This window comes from uncultured Polaribacter sp., assembly GCF_947503875.1.
Lineage (GTDB): Bacteria > Bacteroidota > Bacteroidia > Flavobacteriales > Flavobacteriaceae > Polaribacter.
In genome coordinates this window covers 211,999-234,529 of sequence record NZ_CANNFH010000003.1, presented here as the reverse complement: position 1 = coordinate 234,529, position 22,531 = coordinate 211,999, and the positions used below count along the sequence as shown (strand labels likewise).

Below are 22,531 nucleotides of genomic sequence, written 5' to 3'. Positions count from 1 at the left end.
ACTACTAATTTTCTCTACAAATTCAGATAATTGTATTTTTGTAAAATAAATATCAAAAAGGATACCAAAGTATGACAATTCCATCTAAATATGATGCTAGTAAAGTAGAAGATAAATGGTACGATTACTGGATGAAGAACGATTATTTCCATTCGACGCCAGATGAAAGAGAACCTTATACTATAGTAATTCCTCCACCAAATGTAACTGGGGTTTTACATATGGGGCATATGTTAAACAACACCATTCAAGATGTTTTAATAAGAAAAGCAAGATTATTAGGTAAAAATGCTTGTTGGGTTCCTGGTACAGATCATGCCTCTATTGCTACAGAGGCTAAAGTGGTTGCCAAATTAAAAGAGCAAGGAATTAAAAAAAGCGATTTAACAAGAGAAGAGTTTTTGCAACACGCTTTTGATTGGAAAGATGAGTATGGAGGTATTATTTTAGAACAATTAAAAAAGTTAGGTGCTTCATGCGATTGGGAAAGAACTGCCTTTACAATGGATCCAGAAATGTCTGAATCTGTAATTAAAGTTTTTGTTGATTTATACAACAAAGGTTTAATTTATAGAGGTTACAGAATGGTAAACTGGGACCCTGAAGCTAAAACCACACTTTCTGATGAAGAAGTTATTCATGAAGAAAGACAGGGGAATCTGTATTACTTAAAGTATAAAATCCTATCCCCAACCCTTTCCAAAGGAAAGGGAGCAAATGAGGAAAACCACAACAGTAAGAATTCCCTTCCTTTGGAGGGGTTAGGGGAGGATTCAGAATTCTTGATTATTGCAACAACGCGTCCGGAAACTATTTTTGGAGATACTGCAATTTGTATCAATCCCAATGATGAGCGTTTTACACATTTAAAAGGTAAAAAAGCAGTTGTGCCTTTATCTAATAGAGTTATTCCTATTATTGAAGATGAATATGTTGATTTAGAATTTGGTACAGGTTGTTTAAAAGTAACGCCTGCACATGATGAAAATGATAAGAATTTAGGAGACAAACACAATTTAGAAGTAATTGATATTTTTAATGATGATGCTTCTTTAAACTCTTTTGGTTTGCATTACCAAGGAAAAGATCGTTTTGTGGTTCGTAAAGAAATTGCAAAAGAACTTGATGAAAAAGGGATTTTAGTAAAAACGGAAGTTCATACTAATAAAGTTGGGACATCAGAAAGAACAAAAGCAGTTATAGAGCCAAGATTATCAGATCAATGGTTTTTGAAGATGGAAAAATTAGCAAAACCAGCTATAGATGCAGTTTTGGGTGATGATACTGAAATTAATTTAGTGCCTAAAAAATTCGAAAATACTTACCGCCACTGGATGGAAAATGTGCGCGATTGGAATATTTCTCGTCAACTTTGGTGGGGACAACAAATACCTGCTTATTTCTATGGTGATGGAAAAGAAGATTTTGTAGTTGCAGAGAATATTGAAAAAGCTCTTGAGCTTGCGAAAGACAAGACCAACAACCAACAACTAACAACCAAAAACCTTAAACAAGATGAAGACGCATTAGACACCTGGTTCTCTTCTTGGTTGTGGCCAATGTCTGTTTTTGACGGAATTAGAAATCCTGAAAACGAAGAAATTAAATACTATTACCCAACAAATGATTTAGTTACAGGACCAGATATTTTATTTTTCTGGGTAGCACGTATGATTGTTGCAGGTTATGAATATAAAGATGCAAAACCTTTTGAAAACGTATATTTAACAGGTTTAGTTAGAGATAAACAACGCCGTAAAATGTCTAAGTCTTTAGGTAATTCTCCAGATGCGTTAAAATTAATTAGAGAATTTGGTGCAGATGGTGTTAGAGTTGGTTTGTTATTAAGTGCACCTGCAGGAAACGATATTTTGTTTGATGAAGATTTATGTCAGCAAGGTAAAGGTTTTGCAAATAAAATTTGGAATGCTTTCCGTTTGATAAAAGGTTGGGAAGTAGCTGAAAGTATAGCACAACCAGAAACTTCTAAAATTGGTTTAGAGTGGTATGAAGCAAAGTTTCAAAAAACACTTGCAGAAATAGAAGATCATTACTCTAAATACAGACTTTCTGATGCGTTAATGGCAATTTATAAGTTAATTAATGATGATTTTTCATCTTGGTTATTAGAAATTGTAAAGCCTGCATATCAGCAACCAATAGACAAAACTACGTTTGATGCTATTATTGAAGTTTTAGAAAACAATTTAAAAGTGTTGCACCCATTTATGCCGTTTTTAACGGAAGAAATTTGGCAATACATTTCAGACAGAACAGCAGAAGAAGCTTTAATAATAGCAAAATATCCTGTGGTTCAAGATTTTGATTCAGCAATTATAACCAATTTTGAATTTGCAACTGGAGTAATTTCTGGAATTAGAACCATTAGAAAAGATAAAAACATCTCTTTTAAAGATGCAGTAGAATTATTTGTTATTGATAATGAAAACAATACCAAACAATTTGATGCTGTAATTCAGAAATTAACAAATACAGCTACAATTAATGTTGTAAAAGAAAAGGTAGATGGTGCTTCTTTTAGGGTAAAGTCTAATGAGTATTTTGTGCCAGTTTCTATTGAAAATATAGATGTTGAAGCAGAAATAGAAAAGCTTTCTGGAGAGTTAAAAAGGGCACAAGGCTTTTTAATGGGTATTCAGAAAAAGTTGTCTAATGAACGCTTTGTGGCAAATGCGCCAGAACAAGTAATTACATTAGAACGTAAAAAAGAGGCAGATACACTTGCCAAAATAGAAACGATTAATGGGAGTTTAAACTCCTTGAAATAATAAAAAGCTTGTCTAAAAAGTAATAACATTTGTCATTTTGAGCGAAATGAAATGGAGTCGAAAAATCTATTTGTTTTAAATTTAATAAGTTAGATTTCTCCATGAAGTCGAAATGACAGACACAAAATACTTTTTAGACATTCTTTATTCTATTTATTAAGCCTTCATCTTAATTTTAATCTTTTCAGGATTTTTATAGAGTTGCATTATGGTAAATGCACTAATAAATGAAGATGCCATACCTTCTATAAATAAACTAATTACAATTTCTGCTAAAGATAAATCACCTCCTATTAAAAAGGAATTGTTCATTACAGCTAAAAAATCTGGATTTATCAATTCAATATATACAATAATACCAGTTATAGATAAGATTACAGCAATTGCAGCTGTTCTTATACCAATACCTAAATTATGTATATAATTTGTTTCTCCGTTTTTTAAAGCACTTTCTTTTATGGCATTTTGTACGCCAAAAAATACAAACGCTAAATTTAAAAATCTCAAATACGGGTTATCTGCAACTTCTAAAACCTTACATAAAAGAAAATAACTTCCAATTAACAAAGTAATTAGTACTGCATTTTTTGCAACAATTTGGTCGTTTTTCATTTTGTTTAATTTTTTAAGTTAATAGTTAAACAAATCTAAGAATTAATTTAGGTTTATTCTCTTAAATAAATGGTAAAATATTGATTATTAATTTTTTAAATAATTTCTAGAATTAAACAAAAAAAAATAAAACATAGATTATTGCTGTTTTTATTTAAGTCTTATCTTTGAAAGACCTACAATATAGTATATGAAAATAATAGCAATGATTCCTGCAAGATACAGCGCAAGCCGTTTTCCTGGTAAACTAATGAAAGATTTAGGAGGAAAAACAGTAATACAAAGAACTTATGAAGCTTCTGTAAATACCAATTTATTTGATACCGTTTATGTAGTTACAGATTCTTACATTATTAAAGAAAATATAGAAAAAGCAGGTGGTAATGTAATTATGAGTAAAAAGGAACACGAATGTGGTTCTGATAGAATTGCAGAGGCTGTAGAAGATATAGACGCAGACATTGTTATAAATGTACAAGGAGATGAACCTTTTATAGATACAATTTCTTTAACAAAGTTAATTACTGTTTTTAAGGAAGATAAAAAGCAAGAGGTAGATTTGGCTTCATTAAAAGTACAAATTACCAATCCAGAAGAAATAGCAAATCCTAATAATGTAAAAGTAATTACAGATGTAAATAATTTAGCAATTTATTTTTCTAGAAGTGTAATTCCGTTTCATAGAGATCAAAATGTACATGTAAAATACTACAAGCATAAAGGGGTTTATGCGTTTAGAAAACAAGCCTTGCTAGATTTCTATAAAACACCAATCACGCCTTTAGAGGCCTCAGAAAAAATAGAAGCCGTACGTTACCAAGAAATTGGTAAAAAAATAAAAATGGTAGAAACTTCTGTGGAAGCTGTGGGTATAGATACACCAGAAGATTTAGAAAAAGCCAAACAATATTTGAAATTATAAAAATGAATTCAGCTATAAGAGTTATTGCTTTTGATGCAGATGATACACTTTGGGTAAACGAAACCTATTTTAGGGAAGCAGAAGAAGAATTTGCAGTTTTACTATCTAAATACGAAACCAAAAACAAAATAGATCAAGAATTATTTAAAACTGAAATTAAAAATTTAGCCATATATGGTTATGGAATTAAAGGTTTTGTACTTTCTATGATAGAATGTGCTTTAGAGCTATCAAATTATAATTTACCGCAAACAATTATTAATAAAATTTTAGATATTGGTAAAGCCATGTTAGCAAAACCAATTGTTTTATTAGATGGAGTAGAAGAGGTGTTGCACAATTTACAAGGTAAGTATAAACTAATTGTAGCTACAAAAGGCGATTTATTAGATCAGGAAAAGAAACTAGAAAAGTCGAACTTGCTTAAATACTTTCATCATATAGAGGTAATGAGTGACAAAAAAGAGAAAGATTATCGTAAATTAATAAAACATTTAGATATTGCACCAAATGAGTTTTTAATGATAGGAAACTCTTTAAAATCAGATGTTTTACCATTGTTAGCAATTGGGGCAACAGCAATGCATGTGCCTTTTCATACAACTTGGGTTCATGAAGAAGTTTCAAAAGTTGAATCTGATAATGCAAATTACCAAACGTTAACAAATATCAAGGAAGTTTTAGCGCTCTTTTAAAATTTTAAAGTAAATTTGTAACTTCAAAAAAATACATATTATGGCAAGCATTAAAAATTTAAAAAAAGACATTAATTATACATTAGGAGATATTATTGGTTATGTTTCTGAAAAAATGCAAGGTTCTGCAGATAGAAAGAAAGGGGAAGCAATTATAGACGAAACTATTGAAACTTTTGATGCTTTAATTGCACAAGTGCATGCAAAAGCAGAAAATAAAAAAACACATTTTAAGCAAGTGAGTGCAGATTTAGAGACAAAGGCTTTAGCACTTATAGAAAAGGCAAACGCACTTTAATCTTAATACATTTTAAGCATATTTTAACAGCCACTAAATTTAATTTAGTGGTTTTTTTGTTATATTTGGTTGGTTATGAAATGCTAATTATCAGAATTTTACGTTTAACTAATTATAAAATAAAACTATGGCAAGAGCAATGTTTGAGTACACGATAACCGTGTTACAGAAAGTAAGTTTTAACTCAGAATTATTTTGTAGAGAATTAGACAAGGCAATTAAAAGGTTGTTACCCTATGAAGTTAGTGAGTTAAGAATTTGGCTACAAAAATTTACTGAAAATAAACCAGATTTAATGGTTTGTATGAACATTATAAAATAGAAAAAGAGGCTGTAAGCCTCTTTTTTGTATTACAAATAATACTTACCAGTTATTCTTTATTTCTCTTACCGTACTTTCGCATCAATTTTCTTGTAAATTCTCTTTCTGAAACTTGTAAGTTTAATATTTGTTTAATAGATAAAATTTCTTTCAATTTGGCAATGTATTTTTCTTCCTCTTCATATTTTTTTTTCTGAAGATTTCTGATGTTGTCAAAAAGTTCTTTTGCTTTTTTATCATCTAAATTTTGTACACCTCCTGCCTGCTTAATTTCTCTTTTTATTTCCTCAATTTTTCTTCTAATAAATTTGTTGGTTTTATAATCGTGAGCATTATAAACTGGCCAAAATTTTTGAGCTGTATTAGCCGTTAATTCAAGTTGTTCTGTAATATAAGCAACTTTTAAAGTTCTAATTTTATCTTTACTTTCTTTAGGAACTTGGCAATATGTGTAAGAAGTACTTATTAGAAGTACCAATAATAGTATGTGTTTTTTCATATTAATAATTTTCTATAGGTAAATAAGAGTGATCTGTATTTAATAAATAATCTTCTATTGCATCGTTATTTAATTCTGTAAAAACAAAATCGTCTTCGTTCATTATTTCAGTATTTAGAATCGTAGCAAAATCTTCTGTAGTTAACGCTGTTGAGTTATTTACAATCCAATTTTCAATATCAGTATGTGCAATAGTATTAAAGTTTAAATTTTGCTTGCTTGTTGTAAGGTAATTTATACTTAAAATTAGCACTATAGAAGCAGCCACACTTAAAGGCACATATTTTAAAACTTTAGCTTTTAAAGAAACTACTTTTGTATCATTTTGTTTTTCAAGTTTCTGTCGTATTTTATTTTCTACATTCTCAAAATAATTTGTTGGTACTTTTAAACCACTTTTAGTTGGCAGCTGTTCTTCAAAAATAGCTGCCGTTAATTTATCCTCTATGTTAGAAAAGTAATTTTCAGGAGTTGTAAAACCACTGTTTTTATCTTTTATAGATTTAAAAAAATCGTTATTATTTTTATTTTTGCTTTCCATCTTAAACTTTAGACCTTTTTTGAAACAAAAGGTTTAATTTGTATTATTTTTTACAAAATTTTCTATTTTTTTTACTGCATGAAAATAGGATGCTTTTAATGCCCCAACAGAAGTATCTAATATTTCTGAAATTTCTTGGTATTTGAGTTCATCAAAATATTTCATGTTAAAAACCAATTGTTGCTTTTGTGGCAAAGTAGCAATAGCTTTTTGTAATATTAATTGAATAGCATCACCAGAAAAATAAACATCACTCTCTAAAGTTGATGCCAATTGTGTTTGCAACTCAGAAATGTCTACATTTCTATTTTTAGCTCTTTTGTTTATAAAAGTTATGGCTTCATTGGTTGCAATTCTATACATCCACGAGAATAATTTACTTTTTCCGTTAAATTTATCTATATTTTTATAAATCTTTATAAATGTGTTTTGTAAAACATCATCTGCATCTGCATGCGTAATTACAATTTTACGAATATGCCAATACAAACGCTCTTTATATAACGCTATTAATTGCCTAAAAGCCTTTTCTTTGGTTTTTGGATTTACTAATTGTTCAATTAAACTAATTTCGTCTGTCAATTAATTATTTTTTATTTAGACAGCAGTATTTAATAAAGGTTTAAAAAGAAAAAAAATTATTTTTTAATACGCGTTCTAGAATAACCAAACAAACGCTTTTGTTTTATAATTTCAGGTATTCCTTCTGGCAGCATATCTTCCCAGCCTTTTTCTCCTTCAGTAATCATTTTAAGTACTGTTCTAGAAAAAATATCCATAATTTTTTTATCAAAATCATCAATATTTATTAAACGACCGTTGTTTTTAAAGAATTTATACAATTCTTTCATTCTAGGATGTACCTTAAGGTTTTCGCTATTTATGTATTCACCTGTTTCTTGATCGTGATAAGGATACATATATACTTTTAAATCTCTATAAAATAGTTTACCAAAAGCTTCTAAAATTCCTCCACTTAAATTTCTGTAGTATTTTTCATCAAAAATTTGCACTAGATTGTGCACTCCCATTGCAAGTCCCATTCTTTCTTTGGTAAATTCACTAAAATATTCTACCAATTTAAAGTATTGTTGAAAACTAGTAATCATAACATTTTGGCCCAAAGAACATAGTAATTCTGCCCTATCTAAGAAATCTCTCTCGTTAATTTTACCTTCAGATGTTAGGTTACTTAATGTAATTTCAAAAATGATTTGTGTTTTTTCTTCTTGCACCTTATTTTCTTGTAAGAACAGTCTTTTAGACTTTTCAAACATATCCATATTTACTTTAGTTACGGGTCTAAAGCTACCTCTTAAAGCTAAGATGTTTTTTTTGTAAAGTACTTGAGCAGGTAATAAGTTGTTTCCATCTGGACCAAACATTACCGCATTTGTCATTCCGTTTTTAACCAGTTGTAAACTCATTAAGCGATTATCTACATACATAAAACGAGGTCCAGAGAAATTGATCATATCAATTTCTAATTGATCTTGACTTAGATTATGGTAAAAAGATTTTACCAATTCTTTAGGGTTATCGTTTAAGTAAAAAGCACCATAAATTAAATTTACACCTAAAATACCTAATGTTTCTTGTTGCAAACGCGCATCTGTTTCTTTAAAACGCAAGTGTAAAATAACTTCATTATATTCTTCTAAAGGATCTAATTGAAAGCGAATACCAACCCAACCATGGCCTTTAAATTTTTTAGCAAAATCTATTGTGGTAACCGTGTTTGCATAACTAAAAAATAATTTATCTGGATGTTTAGATCTGCTTAAACGGTCTTCCATTAAATCAATTTCATGACGTAGCATCTTTTTTAATCGAGGTTGAGTTACGTAACGTCTGTCTTCTTCCATACCATAAATGGCATCAGAGAAATCTTTATCATAAGCACTCATAGCTTTGGCAATTGTACCAGAAGCCGCACCAGATCTAAAAAAGTTTCTAGCCGTTTCTTGGCCAGCACCAATTTCTGCAAAGGTTCCGTAAATATCTGAATTTAAGTTAATTCTAAGTGCTTTGTTTTTGGTAGTAGGTACACTACTTATTTCTTGATCTCCTTTTAAAGAAACAGCCATAAAATGATTTTTATTAGTTCTAACAAATGTACGGAATAACTGTGCAATCCATCAATTTTATACTATTTTTGTTTTAATGAAAACTAATAAAAAACTGTTAAAACTTACATTTTTAGGCACAGGTACTTCCCAAGGAATTCCTATGATTTCGAGCAAAGATCCGGTTTGTTTATCTACAGATTTAAAAGACAAACGTTTACGCTCTTCGGTTTTGTTTTCTTATGATAATAAAAATTATGTAATAGATTGCGGTCCAGATTTTAGGCAACAAATGCTTAGAGAAAATGTAGCTTTAATAAATGCTGTTTTATTTACTCATGAGCATGCAGACCATACTGCAGGTTTAGACGATTTAAGACCTTATTGTTATCAAATAGGGGAAATGCCTATTTATTTAGATGATAGAACTTTAGAGAGTTTAACGCAAAGGTTTCAATATATTTTTTCTACAGAAAACAGATACCCAGGAGCGCCAAGTGTAAAAGCGAATTTAGTAAACAAAAGCAGTTTTTTTGTAGATGATTTAGAAATAATTCCCATACACGTTTTTCATGGTAAGCTTCCTATTTTAGGTTATAGAATTCAAAATTTAGCCTATTTAACAGATGTGAAATCTATAGATGAGCAAGAAAAAAGTAAACTTAAAAATTTAGATGTATTGGTTGTAAATGCGTTAAGAATAGCTGCCCATCCCACACATTTTAATTTGGAAGAAGCGCTTTTGTTTGTAGCCGAAATAAAACCTAAAAAAGCATATTTTACACATATTAGTCATAAATTAGGTTTTCATAAAGAAGTATCTAAACAATTGCCACCCAATGTTTTTTTAGCTTACGATGGATTAAAAATAGAAATCTAAACTTTATCAAAATAAATTTTAATGTATATTTGTTTACCCTACAATATTAAAGTTTTTAATGTTGTACAAAACACTCTAAAAATTTTAAAATTTAAAAAGTAAGAAAATGTCTGAAAAAAATAATCCAGAAGAAGAAAAACAGCAAGTAGATAATAGAATTGCAGCAGTAAGAGACCTTATTTTCGGTGAAAACATTCAACAGTATAATTCTGAGTTTGAGGATGTTTTTAATAGAATTAAAGCCTTAAAAGATAGTAACGAGAAAAAATTAAGCGACTCAGTTACAGATTTAGAAAATAAATTAGCGGATCTAGAAAGTTTAATGGAGCACAAAATAGCCGATTTAAATGAGGATTTAGATAAAAAAATTGCTGATTTAGAAGATGAAAAAGCAGACCGTAAAAAATTAGGAAAAGCGTTAGCAAAGATTGCGCAAATGCTGCAAGAATAAATGGGAAATAAAACTGTAAATAATATAAAAGATAATCGTTTTGAGTTACTCAAAGAGCTCTTGCTAGAAGACGATAGACAAAAATTTACAGCTTTAAGTAAAGAAATCATTTTAAAGGAAAAATTAGAAAAAAGTATAGATCCTTTAATAGATAAAAGAATAGAAGATCTTCGCCAAAACTTTCCAGAATATTTTGGAACTACAATTACAGAAACTATTAAATCTCAAATTAGAAATTCTCAAGACGAGGTTGTAGATGCTTTGTACCCAATTATGGGTAAATTAATAAAAAAAGCAATTGTTAGTGAAATTACCAAACTGTCTGAACGCATTAATAAAACCATTTCAGAAAAGTTTTCTGTAAAACAAATATTTAAACGATTTATTAAAGGTAAAAATACAGATGCAGATGATATTTTGCAAGAAGTATTTGAAGCAAGTATAGAGCAAGTTTTTATTATTGAGAAAGATTCAGGTTTGCTTTTTGGTAATTATTCTAAAGGAGATATAGCAGATAAAGATATGATTTCTGGCATGTTAACCGCTATTAAATCTTTTGCTGAAGACGCTTTTTCTAAAGAAAATCAGAGTTTAGAAGATATAAAGTTTGACAATTTTCAGCTAACTATTATCAGTTTTAATACGGTATATATCGCTATTGCCACTTCTGGAGTTTTAACAGCCGCTTTTAAAGAAAAAATAGTAGATAATACCAATAATTTGGCAGAAGTCATATTACGAGAACGCAAGTATTTAAAAGACGAAACTAAATTAAATGTGCTTATAGAACGCCATTTAATAGCTTAAAAACAGAATTTGAAAAATGGTTGCTAAAAAAGTCTTGTTAGTTGGTAATTTTGGAGTTGGCAAAACTTCACTAATAAGAAGGTTTGTTTTAAACGAATTTTCTGAAGATTATATTAGTACAATTGGTGTGCGCGTTAGTTCTAAACTCGTACAGTATAAAAATGAAGAAATAAAGCTTTTAATTTGGGATGTTGCTGGTACTCATAATGATGAAAAAATACCCAAATCTTATTTTTTAGGAGCAAGTGCAGCAATGTATGTTTTTGATGTTAGTAGGGCAGAGACATACAATAATATTACTTCTTACATAAAAAATATTAAAGAGTTATCTGGTTTAGATAAAGTTACTGTAGTTGGTAACAAAAAAGATTTATTAACCCAAGAAGCCATAATTAGCTTACAAGAAACTATTGCCGAGCCAATAGATTTGATTACAAGTGCTAAAGAAAATGATAATGTAGAAGACGCTTTTTTAAAATTAGCGGCACAAGCCATAAAATAAACTATTTTGATACCAAAGAATATTGCATCAATCTTTATACAAATTACAACCCAGTTTTCTGGGGAAATAATTAGTATAGATGCAGGTAATTTTATTAAAAATGAGTTTTCTGTAAAAGATTCAATTTACAAAACTTGCCCATTTTTGCAAGGCACTTTAGAGGCTATAGAAGAAAACAGATCATTTTTATTAGAAGGGATGTTAATTGTTTCTAATGGTGTAGAATATAATGTAGATGTTGAACTACAGAAACAAATAAACAATGTAACTGTTTTAGTACATAATAGAGCAAGTGTGTACAAGTTTGTAAATCAATTAAACCAAAATAGAAACGATTTATTTTTTTTAAAAAGAGAGATAGATGAGAAAAATAAAGAATTAGAAGAACTTAGAAAAATTGCGGATAAAGCCAATGAACAAAAAACTCGTTTTTTAGCAATGATGAGTCACGAAGTTAGAAATCCGTTAAACGTTATTTTAGGCTATTCTAAAATGATTTCTGAAGAAGATATCAACGCTAAAGTTAAAGAGTACAGTAAACTTTTATCACTCTCTGGAGAACATTTAAAAGTTATTGTAAATGATATTTTAGATTTATCTAGAATAGAAGCTGGTAAATTAAGCTTAGAAAGCAAACCAATACAAATTGCAGAGATTGTAAAAAATTGCTTCGAAAATTATACCCACCAGAATAAAAAAGATACAGTTCGTTTAGTTTTAAGCAATCATACAGAATTACCAAAACTTGTTTTAGGAGATGATGTTCGTTTAAACCAAGTATTATCTAATTTACTTTCTAATGCTTTAAAGTTTACAGAGAAAGGAGAAATTAAAATAGATGTAAAAGTAGTTAAGGAAACCGATGAAAAAATTTACATCGGGTTTTTAGTTTCCGATTCAGGAAGAGGAATGATGGACGTACAAGTTTCTAAAATTTTTGATGAGTATACACAAAACAAAAAAAGTGACAATAGAGTTTTTGGAGGAGCTGGCTTAGGTTTATCTATTGTAAAACGGCTTTTAAAAGCTATGGATGGTAAAATAACAGTAAATAGTAAGTTGAATGTTGGTACTACTTTTACAGTAACTATTCCATTTTTAAAAGTGAAATCTAAAAAAAATGAGCATAAAAATACTATAACAAACCAACTTACTAAAGGGGTAGATTTAAATGGAAAACGCATATTAGTCGCAGATGACGATGCTTTAAATCAGACTATAGTTGCACACATTTTAAAGAAAGAAAAAGTAGACTTTACCCTTGTAAAAGATGGTTTAGAAGCTTTAAATATCTTAAAAAAAGAAGCATTTGATATCGTTTTATTAGACATACATATGCCAAATATTACAGGAGAACAATTGGTACAAAAAAAATACGAGTTTTTTAAAGATAATAGCACAATTCCTTTTTTAGCCTTAACTGCAAACACTGCAAAAGAAGATATAGAACGCTATATAAAAATTGGTTTTAATTCAGTTATAGGAAAACCTTATACTGCAGCAGATTTTATTAAAACCATTAAAACTACCCTAAGTTAAGATTTACTTTTTCTTAAAGAAAATAAGCCTATTATTGGACCAATAGCAAGAAAAACAAAAATTAAAATTTCTGAAAATTCCACTCTTAAGTAACCAATTAATTGAATACTAATTATGGTTATGGAAAACCCTAAACAGTTTACTATTGTTAAAGCAGTACCTCTATCTTTTTCGGGTGCATTTTTGGCTACTAAAGTTGATAGTAAAGGCGAATCTGCAATAACAACCATTCCCCAAAAAAGTAAAAATATTATAAAGATAACTTCATTGTCTATTATAAAAAATAGCGGAGAAACAATACAACACAAACAAGACAACGTTAGCGCATAAAATGCTGTTTTTTTAGCACCAAATTTTATAGCTACAAAACTACCTAAAACACAAGCCAAACTTCCAATACCAATTATTAGAAAAGATAATAAGGGAATATTAAAATGTGTTATTTGTTGTTTGCTACTATAAATTTCTAAAATTACAGGTACAAAGACCCAAAAAGCATAGAGTTCCCACATATGGCCAAAATAACCAAATGCCGCTTTTCTAAAATTGATGTTTTTAAACACATTTAAACAAACAGAAAGGTTTAATTTTTTTGCTTTTTTTCTATAAGGACCATTAGGCACTAGTAAAAGCATAAAAAAACCACCTAAAATAGAAAGGCTAGAAGTTGTATTAACAATAGTTTGCCATTTAAAATTAGTAAATAAATCTTTTAATAAATGGGGTAGGGCAGTACCTAAAACTAAAGCACCAACTAAAAACCCTAAAGAAGTTCCTAAACCTTCTTTAAAATAATCGGTTGCAATTTTCATTCCTACAGGATAAATTCCTGCTAAAAAAAAGCCAGTTAAAAAACGAAACAACAATAAACTACCTATGGTATTGCCATTAAAATTGATACTAAAATTAAAAAATGCGCCTAAAACTGCACATAAAAAAAATACTTTAGATGGTGAAAAGCGATCTGCAATTGTAAAAAGGGCAAAAACTAGTGTACCACTTATAAAACCAAATTGTACAGCAGAAGTAAGGTGTGCCAAATCTGTACTTTTTAAACTAAAAAAAGCAATTAAATCGTTTATTATTCCATTACCTGCAAACCATAAAGATGTGCAAAAGAATTGCGAAATAACAATTATAAATAAGATAAATTTAGGATGTTTCATTTAGATTACGAATGTATTGAAAACTATAGAATAAACAATTTAAAAAATTTTAGAAATCACTTTGTTTGGCTATCTTTGAGATAATGAAAAATGTAAAAATCATAGAATGTCCTAGAGATGCCATGCAAGGTATTAAATCTCACTTTATTGCTACAGAAAAAAAGGCATTGTATATCAATTCACTATTAAAAGTAGGTTTTGATACTATAGATTTTGGCAGTTTTGTTTCGCCAAAGGCGATACCACAAATGCGAGATACAGCTGCAGTTTTAGGGCAATTAGATTTATCTAGCACCACAAGTAAATTATTAGCAATTATAGCAAATGTAAGAGGCGCAAATGATGCCTCTCAATTTGAAGAAATTGATTATTTAGGATATCCATTTTCTATTTCAGAAAATTTTCAAATGCGTAATACACATAAAACAATTGCAGAATCTATAAAAACCTTAGATGAAATTTTAAATATCGCTTCTAAAACAAATAAAGAAGTTGTTGCCTATTTATCTATGGGTTTTGGTAACCCTTATGGAGATCCTTGGAATGTGGATATTGTAGCCAATTGGACAGAAAAATTATCCAATATGGGTGTAAAAATTTTGTCGTTATCAGATACTGTTGGCAGTTCTACACCAGACGTAATTGATTATTTATTCTCTAATTTAATACCACAATATACCAATATAGAATTTGGTGCACATTTGCATACCACGCCAGATAAATGGCACGAAAAAGTAGACGCTGCATTTAAAGCAGGATGTTACAGATTTGATGGTGCAATAAAAGGCTATGGAGGTTGCCCAATGGCAAAGGACGAACTTACAGGTAATATGCCAACAGAAAAGTTATTGTCTTACTTTACTTCAGCAAAAGCAAATACAAATATAAAGCCTATGAGTTTTGAGAGTGCTTACAATAAAGCTTTAGAGGTTTTTAGTTAAATGTTAATTGAAAAATATAGTTTTATTTTTTTAGAAAATTAAGTATAATCTTATTAATCTCTTTTGGTTTTTCTTCTTGAATAAAATGTTTTGCATCAATAATATGTATATCTTTTTCGGTAATATTTAAAGTTGTAATTAATTGTTGCTTTTGAGGTTTTATTTGCAACATTTTGTCATGTTTTCCTCAAATAACAACAACAGGAATTTGTAAACTTTTTATAAGCGCAGCGTAATCTGGTAGTGTATTACAGGTTTTACTAAAAAAGTAATACATACCTCTTGTTTTTCCTTCTTTTAAGGGTTTTTTATAACCTTCAATTTCATTTTTAGAAAGCGTATTGTTAACCAAACCAGTTTTAAATAGTGCTTTTAGCAACATATTAGTTGTTACACCATTGCTATACATCCACATACTGGTTTTAGCAAAAAAACCTTTTTTCATTCTAATTGGCGGATTAAAACCTTCCTCAAAAACAATAGAATTGAGTATTATTAATTTATTTATTCTTTTTTTATCTTGTTTTAACAATTCCCAAGTCCATAAGCCTCCTGCATCATGGGTTACATGTGTCCAACTCTTTATATTAAGGGCATTCATTAATTCTAAAATCCTTTTACCATGATTTTCAGCGTTGTAAAGTTCATACCCTTTTGGGTTTTCACTATTTCCGTAACCTAGCATATCTGGTGCTATTACTCTGTAACCTTCAGCAACCAATTCATCAATCATTTTTCTATATAACCAAGAAGATGTAGGTACACCATGTAACAATAATAGTACTTTGCCTTGCCCTTTATCTATATATTTTAGGGTTCCATCAGAAGATAAAAAAGATTTTTGACTTTCTCTAAAACTAGTGTAGGCTAGGGTAGAGGCATCAACACTGTTTTTAGCAGATTTACAGCTAACTAAGCTTATTAAAAGGAATATTGCAAAGATATTACGCGTGCTCATAAAGTATATTGTAAATTATTTGTACTAAAAGTAGGAATTATTTAAAAGTTAAGGTCACTCTTTTTAGAATAAATAAAAAATTTCAAACCTTTTGTTGCGAATTACAATTTTTATTTTAATTTATTCTAAATAAGCTTTGATAAACTATTATTGTATTGTACATTTGCCAAAAATCAATTAAATTATTTATAATTAATCTTAATAAAATGAAAAAAGTAATACTTTCTCTAGCCATAGTAGCTAGTTTAATGTCTTGTTCTAGCAGTGAAGAGGAAAACGTTGTAAATACAGTAGCGCCTGCAACTTATAGTTTTGAAAGAGGTGGAGAAACTTCTGTTAGTTTTAGCGGACAAACGACAAGAATTAGAATGGCAGACGAATTGGCAAAAGGTTTATTAAAGCCAGATAGTGAAACTTTAGCATCTTTAAATGCAAAATTTGCGCATACAGAAGGGGCAGCATCCTTTGCTGAGGTAGCTTTAAATGCATCTTCTAAAAATGTAAAAAGTAAAGTAGCGGCTTCTAGAGATTTTTTCTCGGCTAACACTACAGATGCAGCAGCAATTAAAGCAGATTTTGATAGTTGGATTGCAGCACAGGTAAATGATGTTTTTCCGAATTGGAATGTAGATGCAGCCAAAGGTGTTGCAGGCCAAATGCAAGAAGCTGGTGGAGGCGCAACAAGATGGGTAAATGCAAAAGGTTTAGAATATGATCAAGCTATTGTAAAGGGATTAATAGGTGGTTTAATGTTAGACCAAATGTTAAACAATTATTTAAGTACAAGTGTTTTAGATGAGGCAAGTAACGTAGAAGATAATAATGGAGACGTTACAGCTAGTGGTAAAAATTACACAACTATGGAGCATAAATGGGATGAAGCTTTTGGTTATTTATACGGTAATGAAGCAAACCCAGAAGTACCTGTTTTTGGAGCAGATAGCTATTTAAATAAATACGTAGGTAGGTTAGTAGGTGATGATGATTTTGGTGCAAAGCCAAAAGAAATTTACGACGCTTTTAAACTGGGTAGAGCTGCTATTGTTGCTAAAGATTATGCAACAAGAGATATTCAAGCAAATATCTTAAGAGAAAAAATCTCTGAAATAATTGGTATAAGAGCTGTGTATTATTTGCAACAAGCTAAAAGTACTTTGGCAAATGATAAAGCAACTGCTTTTCATGATTTATCTGAAGGTTATGGTTTTATTTACAGTTTACAGTTTACAAGACAGCCAAATACTAATGTACCTTATTTTACAAAAGCAGAAGTAGATGCATTTCTATCAACTTTAATGGCTGGTGACGGTTTTTGGGATCTTACCAATGAAAAGTTAGATGAAATGTCTGCTACAATTGCTTCAAAATTTAAATTTACAGTAACAGAGGCCGGTAGTTAATCTATATTTTTTGTAAAAAAGTAGTCTTTTTAAGATTGGTTTTTACTATTTTTGTGCCTTTATTTAGAATAAATAGAAATAATATGTTAAAACAAATTTTTTACCTTTTTGTATTTGTAGTAGTAGTAACTTCTTGTGGTTCTTCCAGTGAAAATGATTCAGAAGTTATTACAGATAGTTTTGATAGAGTTGCAATGTTAACAAACATTACAGACAACATTATTATACCTTCTTACGAAGATTTTAGTACTAAAATGAGTGCTTTAAAACAAGATGGAGAAACTTTTACAGCAACTCCAAATATTCAAAATATGAATACGCTTAGAGCTTCTTGGTTAAATGCTTATAAGTCTTGGCAACATATAGAAATGTATAATATTGGCAGAGCAGAAGAGATTCAATATTCTTTTTTTATGAATATTTATCCTTTAACTGTTAGAGATGTAGAAAACAATATTGCAAGTGGTAGTTACGATTTGGATAGCCCTAATAATCACGATGCACAAGGTTTTCCTGCATTAGATTATTTATTACATGGTTTAGCAGATTCAGATGAAGCCATTTTAGAGAAATACACAGCAACTGAAAATAAAGATAATTATAAAGCTTATTTAACAGATGTTCTAGCTCAAATGGATGCTTTAACTACAGAAGTAGTTAACGATTTCATAAGTAATAAAAGTGCTTTTGTAGCTAGTGTTTCTAATACAGCTACAAGCAGTGTAAATAAATTAATTAACGATTATATCTTTTATTACGAAAAAAACTTAAGAGCTGCCAAAATAGGAATTCCTGCTGGTATTTTTTCATCAAACCCTTTACCGGAAAAAGTAGAAGGTTTTTATAAACAAGATATTTCTAAAACTTTAGCTTTGGAAGCGTTATCTGGAGTAAAACTTTTTTTTGAAGGAACAGATACGCTGCCAACATTTAAACAATATTTAGAGTCTTTAGACAGGCAAGATTTGGCTACAAGCATTACAAATCAATTAGTGACTGCACAAACACAAATAAATACACTAGATGACAATTTTTTCAATCAAGTAAATACAGATAATACTGCAATGACAAAGGCTTATGATGAATTACAAAAAGTTGTAGTTTTAATAAAAGTAGATATGTTGCAAGCTTTTAATGTAAGTGTAGATTTTATAGATGCAGATGGCGATTAATTATAGCATTAAATAACTGAAATTACCTGATTATATTTTTACAAAAATATAATCAGGTTTTTTTATGATACTAAATTTATGTACAATTTTAAAAAACAAACCAATGCAGCACCTTTAGCTGTTTTCCGTTTGTTTTTTGGTTTAATGATGTTTGCAAGCATTGTTCGTTTTTGGGCAAATGGTTGGATAGAAAAACTGTATTTAAAACCTAATTTTCACTTTTCTTACCTAGGTTTTAGTTGGGTAAAACCACTTGGTAATTACACGTATTTATTTTTTGTTATTTGTGGTTTAGCTGCATTGTTTGTGGCAATGGGTTACAAATATAGGGTAGCTATAATTACTTTTTTTCTTTCGTTTTTGTACATTGAATTAATGGATAAAACTACCTATTTAAACCATTATTATTTTATAAGTATTCTTAGTTTTTTAATGATTTTTTTACCTGCAAACGCTACATTTTCTGTAGATGCTTTCATCAACAAAAAAAAATACACAAACATACCAAAGTGGACTATTGACAGTATAAAACTTCTTTTAAGCGTAGTTTATTTTTATGCAGGTTTAGCCAAATTAAACTCAGATTGGTTGTTTAGAGCACAACCCTTAAAAATTTGGTTGCCTTCTAAGTATAATTTGCCTTTTATTGGCGAAAACTTAATGCAGCAAAATTGGTTTCATTTTGCCATGAGTTGGTCTGGTATGTTGTATGATTTGGCAATTCCGTTTTTACTCTTGTACAAAAGAACACGCATTATAGCCTTTGTTTTTGTAGTATTTTTTCATGTATTTACTAGAGTTTTATTCCCAATTGGTATGTTTCCTTTTATTATGATTGTTTCTGCATTAATTTTCTTTGATGCAAAATTACATCACAAAATAATCACTATAATTCAACAATTTTTATCTAAATTTTCTTTTCTAAAAAAGTCAAAAAATCAATCGAAGGCGAATACTATTTCAATAATTGATCACTATACATTTTCAAAAACCATAGCAAAAATTAGCTACCCAATTCTAATCTTATTTTTTGCGATTCAATTTTTATGTCCATGGCGTTATTTGTTGTATCCTGGAGAATTATTCTGGACAGAAGAAGGCTATCGTTTTTCTTGGCGTGTAATGCTCATGGAAAAGGCAGGTAGTACAAATTTTAAAATTGTAGACACCAAAACAGGCAAATTTTTTATGGTTGATAATACTGATTTTTTAACATCATTTCAAGAAAAACAAATGAGTTTTCAACCTGATTTTATTTTAGAATATGCCCATTTTTTAGGAGATCATTTTACAAAACAAGGGCATAAAAATGTAGCAGTTTTTGCAGAAAGTTATGTAGCACTTAATGGAAGATTAAGTACTAAATTTGTGAATAATACTGTAGATTTGTACCAAGAAAAAAGAACATTTAAACACAAAAAATGGATACTTCCGTTTTCTACTAAAATAGAGATAAAAGGTATATAAAATATGAAGATTAAAATTTTATTAGGTTTTTTATTGTGTTTTCAATCTTTACTTTTTGCACAATATAAGATTACTGGTAAAGTAGTTACAGAAAAAGATATACCAATTAACAAGGTACAAATTTATGACCAAAGTGGAAATTTATTAGGACAAACAGGTATTTTAGGGAAGTTTTCTTTTGCGATTAAAAATAAAGAGATAGGCCTAATTTTTTACGCAGAAGAGTTTAGGTTGCAAAATAAATATGTAACCTCAGAAAACTATACCAATTTAAATGTAGTACTAGCATATTTTTCCGAAGATTTATCTGAGATACAAATTCAAGCTAGAAAAGAAAAAGTATTCGAATTAAAACGTTTAAAAGACGTAGAAGGCACTTCTATTTTTGCTGGAAAAAAAACAGAGGTTGTTTTGGTTAATCAATCTGCAGCAAATTTAGCAACCAATAATGCCAGGCAAATTTACAACCAAATTGCAGGCTTAAATATTTTTCAAAATGATGATGCTGGTTTGCAATTAAATATTGGTGGCAGAGGTTTAGATCCCAATAGAACAGCTAATTTTAACACAAGGCAAAATGGTTATGACATTAGTGCAGATGTTTTGGGTTACCCAGAAAGTTATTATACACCAGCAACAGAAGGTTTAGACGAGATTCAAATTGTAAGAGGTGCAGCATCTTTACAATATGGTACGCAATTTGGCGGCTTAATTAATTTTATCACCAAAAAACCAAGTAAAAAACCTTTTGAATTAATTACAAGAAATACTGCGGGTAGTTTTGGCTTGTTTGCCAATTTTACAAGTGTTAGTGGCACCAAAGGTAAATTTTCTTACTATACTTATGTAAATTATAAAAGAGGAGACGGGTTTAGACCAAACTCTAATTTTGAGTCAAAAAATGCATTTGCCAATTTTAAATATGCACCTAATGATAAAGATACGTTTTCGGTAGAATTAACCTATTTAGACTATTTAGCAAAGCAGGCAGGTGGTTTAACAGATACTAGTTTTAATGCAAATCCGTTTCAGAGCAACAGAAGTAGAAATTGGTTTAAAGTAGATTGGTTTTTGTACAATCTAAAATGGGAACATAAATTTAATAGTAAGGCGAATTTCTCTTTTAATTTTTTCGGTTTAAATGCGTCTAGAAAAGCCATAGGATTTAGAAACAGAAGGGTAGATTTACCAGATTCTGGTGGGGCAAGAGAATTATTAATTGGCGATTTTAATAATTTTGGTTTTGAAGCAAGATTTTTAAAAAAGTATACAATTGCAAATAAAAAAGCTACCTTTTTAATAGGTACAAAATTTTATAAAGCAGAAAATACAGATTCACAAGGGCCAGGAACAGCAGATGCAGATGCTAATTTTTCTTCTGCTATAGCAAAGTTTCCAGATTATAGAATTCAAGGAGAATTTACCAATCCCAATTTAAATTTGGCTTTTTTTGGAGAAAATATTTTTTATTTTTCTGATAAGTTTTCTGTTACGCCAGGAGCACGTTTAGAGTATATAAAGACAGCCAGCAATGGTTTAGGTAAAATTACAAATACAGACAATGCAGGCAACCCAATTGGTAGTATTGTAAATGAAGTAGACAATGTAAAAGAACGTTCTTTTATTTTATTAGGATTGGGGGCAAGTTATAAAAAAAATAAATCTTTGGAATTTTATGGCAATATTTCTCAAAATTATAGGTCTATTACGTTTTCAGATATTAATATTGTAAATCCTGCGAATGCAGTGGATGTAAATTTAGAAGATGAAAATGGTTTTTCTACAGATTTTGGTCTAAGAGGAAATTGGAATAATTTTGTGTCTTATGATTTTAATGTTTTTGGATTGTTCTATAAAAATAGAATTGGTTTTTTGTTTACTGAAATTCCGCCAGTAAACAATTTGGGACAGTTAAGAACAAATATAGGAGATGCTAGAATTTTGGGAGTAGAATCTGTATTTGATTTTAATTTAAAAAAGGTTTTACAGTTGAATAACGATTTTGTGTTGAATTACTTCATAAACACTAGCTTTATAAATTCTGAATACACCAATGCAATTACAAACGGTATTTTGGGTAAGAGGGTAGAATTTGTGCCAGATGTTAATTTAAAAACAGGGCTAAAATTTGGGTATAAAAATTTTACTACAAGTTTGCAATACACGTATTTATCTAGCCAATTTACAGATGCACAAAATTCTGGTTCTGGAGATATTAGTGGTATCATAGGAGAAATACCTGCTTATTCTATATTAGATTTTAGTCTTGCTTACAAATATAAAATTGCAAAAATAGAGGGTGGTGTAAATAACTTATTAAATGCTAATTATTTTACAAGAAGAGCAACAGGTTATCCCGGGCCAGGAATTATACCTTCTGCACCAAGAAATTTTTATTTAGGTTTAGAATTGAAATTTTAATTTAAAATAGTTCTAAATAATCGGGTTTTTCTGAAGTATTTTGAAAATTGGGATTTCTGTTCTATCTTCGAGTAAAATTTAGA

22 protein-coding genes are annotated in these 22,531 nt (G+C 29.5%); 15 read left to right on the top strand and 7 right to left on the bottom strand.

Annotated features, from left to right (window positions below):
• Positions 1–71 precede the first annotated feature (71 nt).
• Positions 72–2,789, top strand: coding sequence for a valine--tRNA ligase (locus tag Q0684_RS06060; protein WP_299013780.1), 2,718 nt, complete (start codon positions 72–74; stop codon positions 2,787–2,789).
• 156 nt (positions 2,790–2,945) lie between these two features.
• Here the strand turns inward: Q0684_RS06060 and Q0684_RS06055 are convergent, their stop codons facing one another.
• Positions 2,946–3,401: a hypothetical protein gene (locus tag Q0684_RS06055; RefSeq protein WP_299013766.1), complete on the bottom strand. Its 456-nt coding sequence runs from the start codon at positions 3,399–3,401 to the stop codon at positions 2,946–2,948.
• Between the two features lie 190 nt (positions 3,402–3,591).
• Between Q0684_RS06055 and kdsB the strand changes: the two genes are divergently transcribed.
• The 4 genes from kdsB to Q0684_RS06035 all read left to right on the top strand — a co-directional run bounded on the left by kdsB (position 3,592) and on the right by Q0684_RS06035 (position 5,638).
• Positions 3,592–4,323 (top strand): 3-deoxy-manno-octulosonate cytidylyltransferase, encoded by a 732-nt coding sequence (gene kdsB, locus Q0684_RS06050; protein WP_299013763.1) that lies wholly within the window; start codon positions 3,592–3,594, stop codon positions 4,321–4,323.
• Positions 4,324–4,325: 2 nt separating this feature from the next.
• Positions 4,326–5,018: an HAD family hydrolase gene (locus Q0684_RS06045; protein ID WP_299013759.1), complete on the top strand. Its 693-nt coding sequence runs from the start codon at positions 4,326–4,328 to the stop codon at positions 5,016–5,018.
• 40 nt (positions 5,019–5,058) lie between these two features.
• Positions 5,059–5,316 carry a hypothetical protein gene (locus Q0684_RS06040; RefSeq protein ID WP_299013757.1) on the top strand — a complete coding sequence of 86 codons (258 nt, stop codon included), beginning with the start codon at positions 5,059–5,061 and terminating at the stop codon, positions 5,314–5,316.
• Between the two features lie 127 nt (positions 5,317–5,443).
• The gene (locus tag Q0684_RS06035; RefSeq protein ID WP_299013754.1) at positions 5,444–5,638 is read left to right on the top strand and encodes a hypothetical protein; all 195 of its coding nucleotides are present in this window, start codon (positions 5,444–5,446) and stop codon (positions 5,636–5,638) included.
• Positions 5,639–5,687: 49 nt separating this feature from the next.
• Here Q0684_RS06035 and Q0684_RS06030 read toward each other — a convergent pair whose 3' ends face one another.
• The 4 genes from Q0684_RS06030 to Q0684_RS06015 are packed head-to-tail and all read right to left on the bottom strand — an operon-like array spanning position 5,688 to position 8,765.
• A complete protein-coding gene (locus Q0684_RS06030) occupies positions 5,688–6,137 on the bottom strand; it encodes a hypothetical protein (RefSeq protein WP_299013753.1) in 450 nt (149 codons plus the stop codon).
• 1 nt (position 6,138) lies between these two features.
• Entirely contained in the window at positions 6,139–6,678 is a 540-nt protein-coding gene (locus tag Q0684_RS06025; RefSeq protein WP_299013752.1) for a hypothetical protein, read from the bottom strand.
• A 33-nt stretch (positions 6,679–6,711) separates the two neighbouring features.
• A complete protein-coding gene (locus Q0684_RS06020; protein WP_299013751.1) occupies positions 6,712–7,260 on the bottom strand; it encodes an RNA polymerase sigma factor in 549 nt (182 codons plus the stop codon).
• 56 nt (positions 7,261–7,316) lie between these two features.
• Positions 7,317–8,765: a TonB-dependent receptor gene (locus tag Q0684_RS06015; protein ID WP_299013750.1), complete on the bottom strand. Its 1,449-nt coding sequence runs from the start codon at positions 8,763–8,765 to the stop codon at positions 7,317–7,319.
• Between the two features lie 76 nt (positions 8,766–8,841).
• On the opposite strand from Q0684_RS06015, the gene Q0684_RS06010 reads away from it, so the two are divergent.
• From Q0684_RS06010 to Q0684_RS05990, 5 genes are all read left to right on the top strand, one after another.
• On the top strand, positions 8,842–9,624 hold the full coding sequence (locus Q0684_RS06010) for an MBL fold metallo-hydrolase (protein ID WP_299013749.1): 783 nt from the start codon (positions 8,842–8,844) through the stop codon (positions 9,622–9,624).
• Between the two features lie 106 nt (positions 9,625–9,730).
• Positions 9,731–10,075 (top strand): hypothetical protein, encoded by a 345-nt coding sequence (locus tag Q0684_RS06005; protein WP_299013748.1) that lies wholly within the window; start codon positions 9,731–9,733, stop codon positions 10,073–10,075.
• Complete coding sequence (locus Q0684_RS06000; protein ID WP_299013747.1) at positions 10,076–10,882, top strand: cell envelope biogenesis protein OmpA; 807 nt, start codon at positions 10,076–10,078, stop codon at positions 10,880–10,882. It abuts the gene before it with no gap.
• Positions 10,883–10,898: 16 nt separating this feature from the next.
• Positions 10,899–11,384 (top strand): Rab family GTPase, encoded by a 486-nt coding sequence (locus Q0684_RS05995; protein ID WP_299013746.1) that lies wholly within the window; start codon positions 10,899–10,901, stop codon positions 11,382–11,384.
• Between the two features lie 6 nt (positions 11,385–11,390).
• Positions 11,391–12,923: an ATP-binding protein gene (locus Q0684_RS05990; RefSeq protein ID WP_299013745.1), complete on the top strand. Its 1,533-nt coding sequence runs from the start codon at positions 11,391–11,393 to the stop codon at positions 12,921–12,923.
• Here Q0684_RS05990 and Q0684_RS05985 read toward each other — a convergent pair.
• The gene (locus Q0684_RS05985; RefSeq protein ID WP_299013744.1) at positions 12,920–14,089 is read right to left on the bottom strand and encodes an MFS transporter; all 1,170 of its coding nucleotides are present in this window, start codon (positions 14,087–14,089) and stop codon (positions 12,920–12,922) included. The two genes, Q0684_RS05990 and Q0684_RS05985, sit on opposite strands and share 4 nt — an antisense overlap.
• An 83-nt stretch (positions 14,090–14,172) precedes the next feature.
• Here Q0684_RS05985 and Q0684_RS05980 point away from each other — a divergent pair, with 83 nt between their 5' ends.
• A complete protein-coding gene (locus Q0684_RS05980; protein ID WP_299013743.1) occupies positions 14,173–15,030 on the top strand; it encodes a hydroxymethylglutaryl-CoA lyase in 858 nt (285 codons plus the stop codon).
• A gap of 187 nt (positions 15,031–15,217) precedes the next feature.
• Here the strand turns inward: Q0684_RS05980 and Q0684_RS05975 are convergent, their stop codons facing one another.
• Complete coding sequence (locus Q0684_RS05975; RefSeq protein ID WP_299013742.1) at positions 15,218–15,988, bottom strand: alpha/beta fold hydrolase; 771 nt, start codon at positions 15,986–15,988, stop codon at positions 15,218–15,220.
• A gap of 206 nt (positions 15,989–16,194) precedes the next feature.
• On the opposite strand from Q0684_RS05975, the gene Q0684_RS05970 reads away from it, so the two are divergent.
• The 4 genes from Q0684_RS05970 (at position 16,195) to Q0684_RS05955 (ending at position 22,448) form a co-directional block, all read left to right on the top strand.
• Positions 16,195–17,388: a DUF4856 domain-containing protein gene (locus Q0684_RS05970; RefSeq protein ID WP_299013741.1), complete on the top strand. Its 1,194-nt coding sequence runs from the start codon at positions 16,195–16,197 to the stop codon at positions 17,386–17,388.
• Between the two features lie 83 nt (positions 17,389–17,471).
• Positions 17,472–18,560: an imelysin family protein gene (locus Q0684_RS05965; RefSeq protein WP_299013740.1), complete on the top strand. Its 1,089-nt coding sequence runs from the start codon at positions 17,472–17,474 to the stop codon at positions 18,558–18,560.
• 78 nt (positions 18,561–18,638) lie between these two features.
• Positions 18,639–20,027 (top strand): HTTM domain-containing protein, encoded by a 1,389-nt coding sequence (locus Q0684_RS05960; RefSeq protein WP_299013739.1) that lies wholly within the window; start codon positions 18,639–18,641, stop codon positions 20,025–20,027.
• Between the two features lie 3 nt (positions 20,028–20,030).
• A complete protein-coding gene (locus tag Q0684_RS05955) occupies positions 20,031–22,448 on the top strand; it encodes a TonB-dependent receptor (RefSeq protein ID WP_299013738.1) in 2,418 nt (805 codons plus the stop codon).
• Positions 22,449–22,531 lie beyond the last annotated feature (83 nt).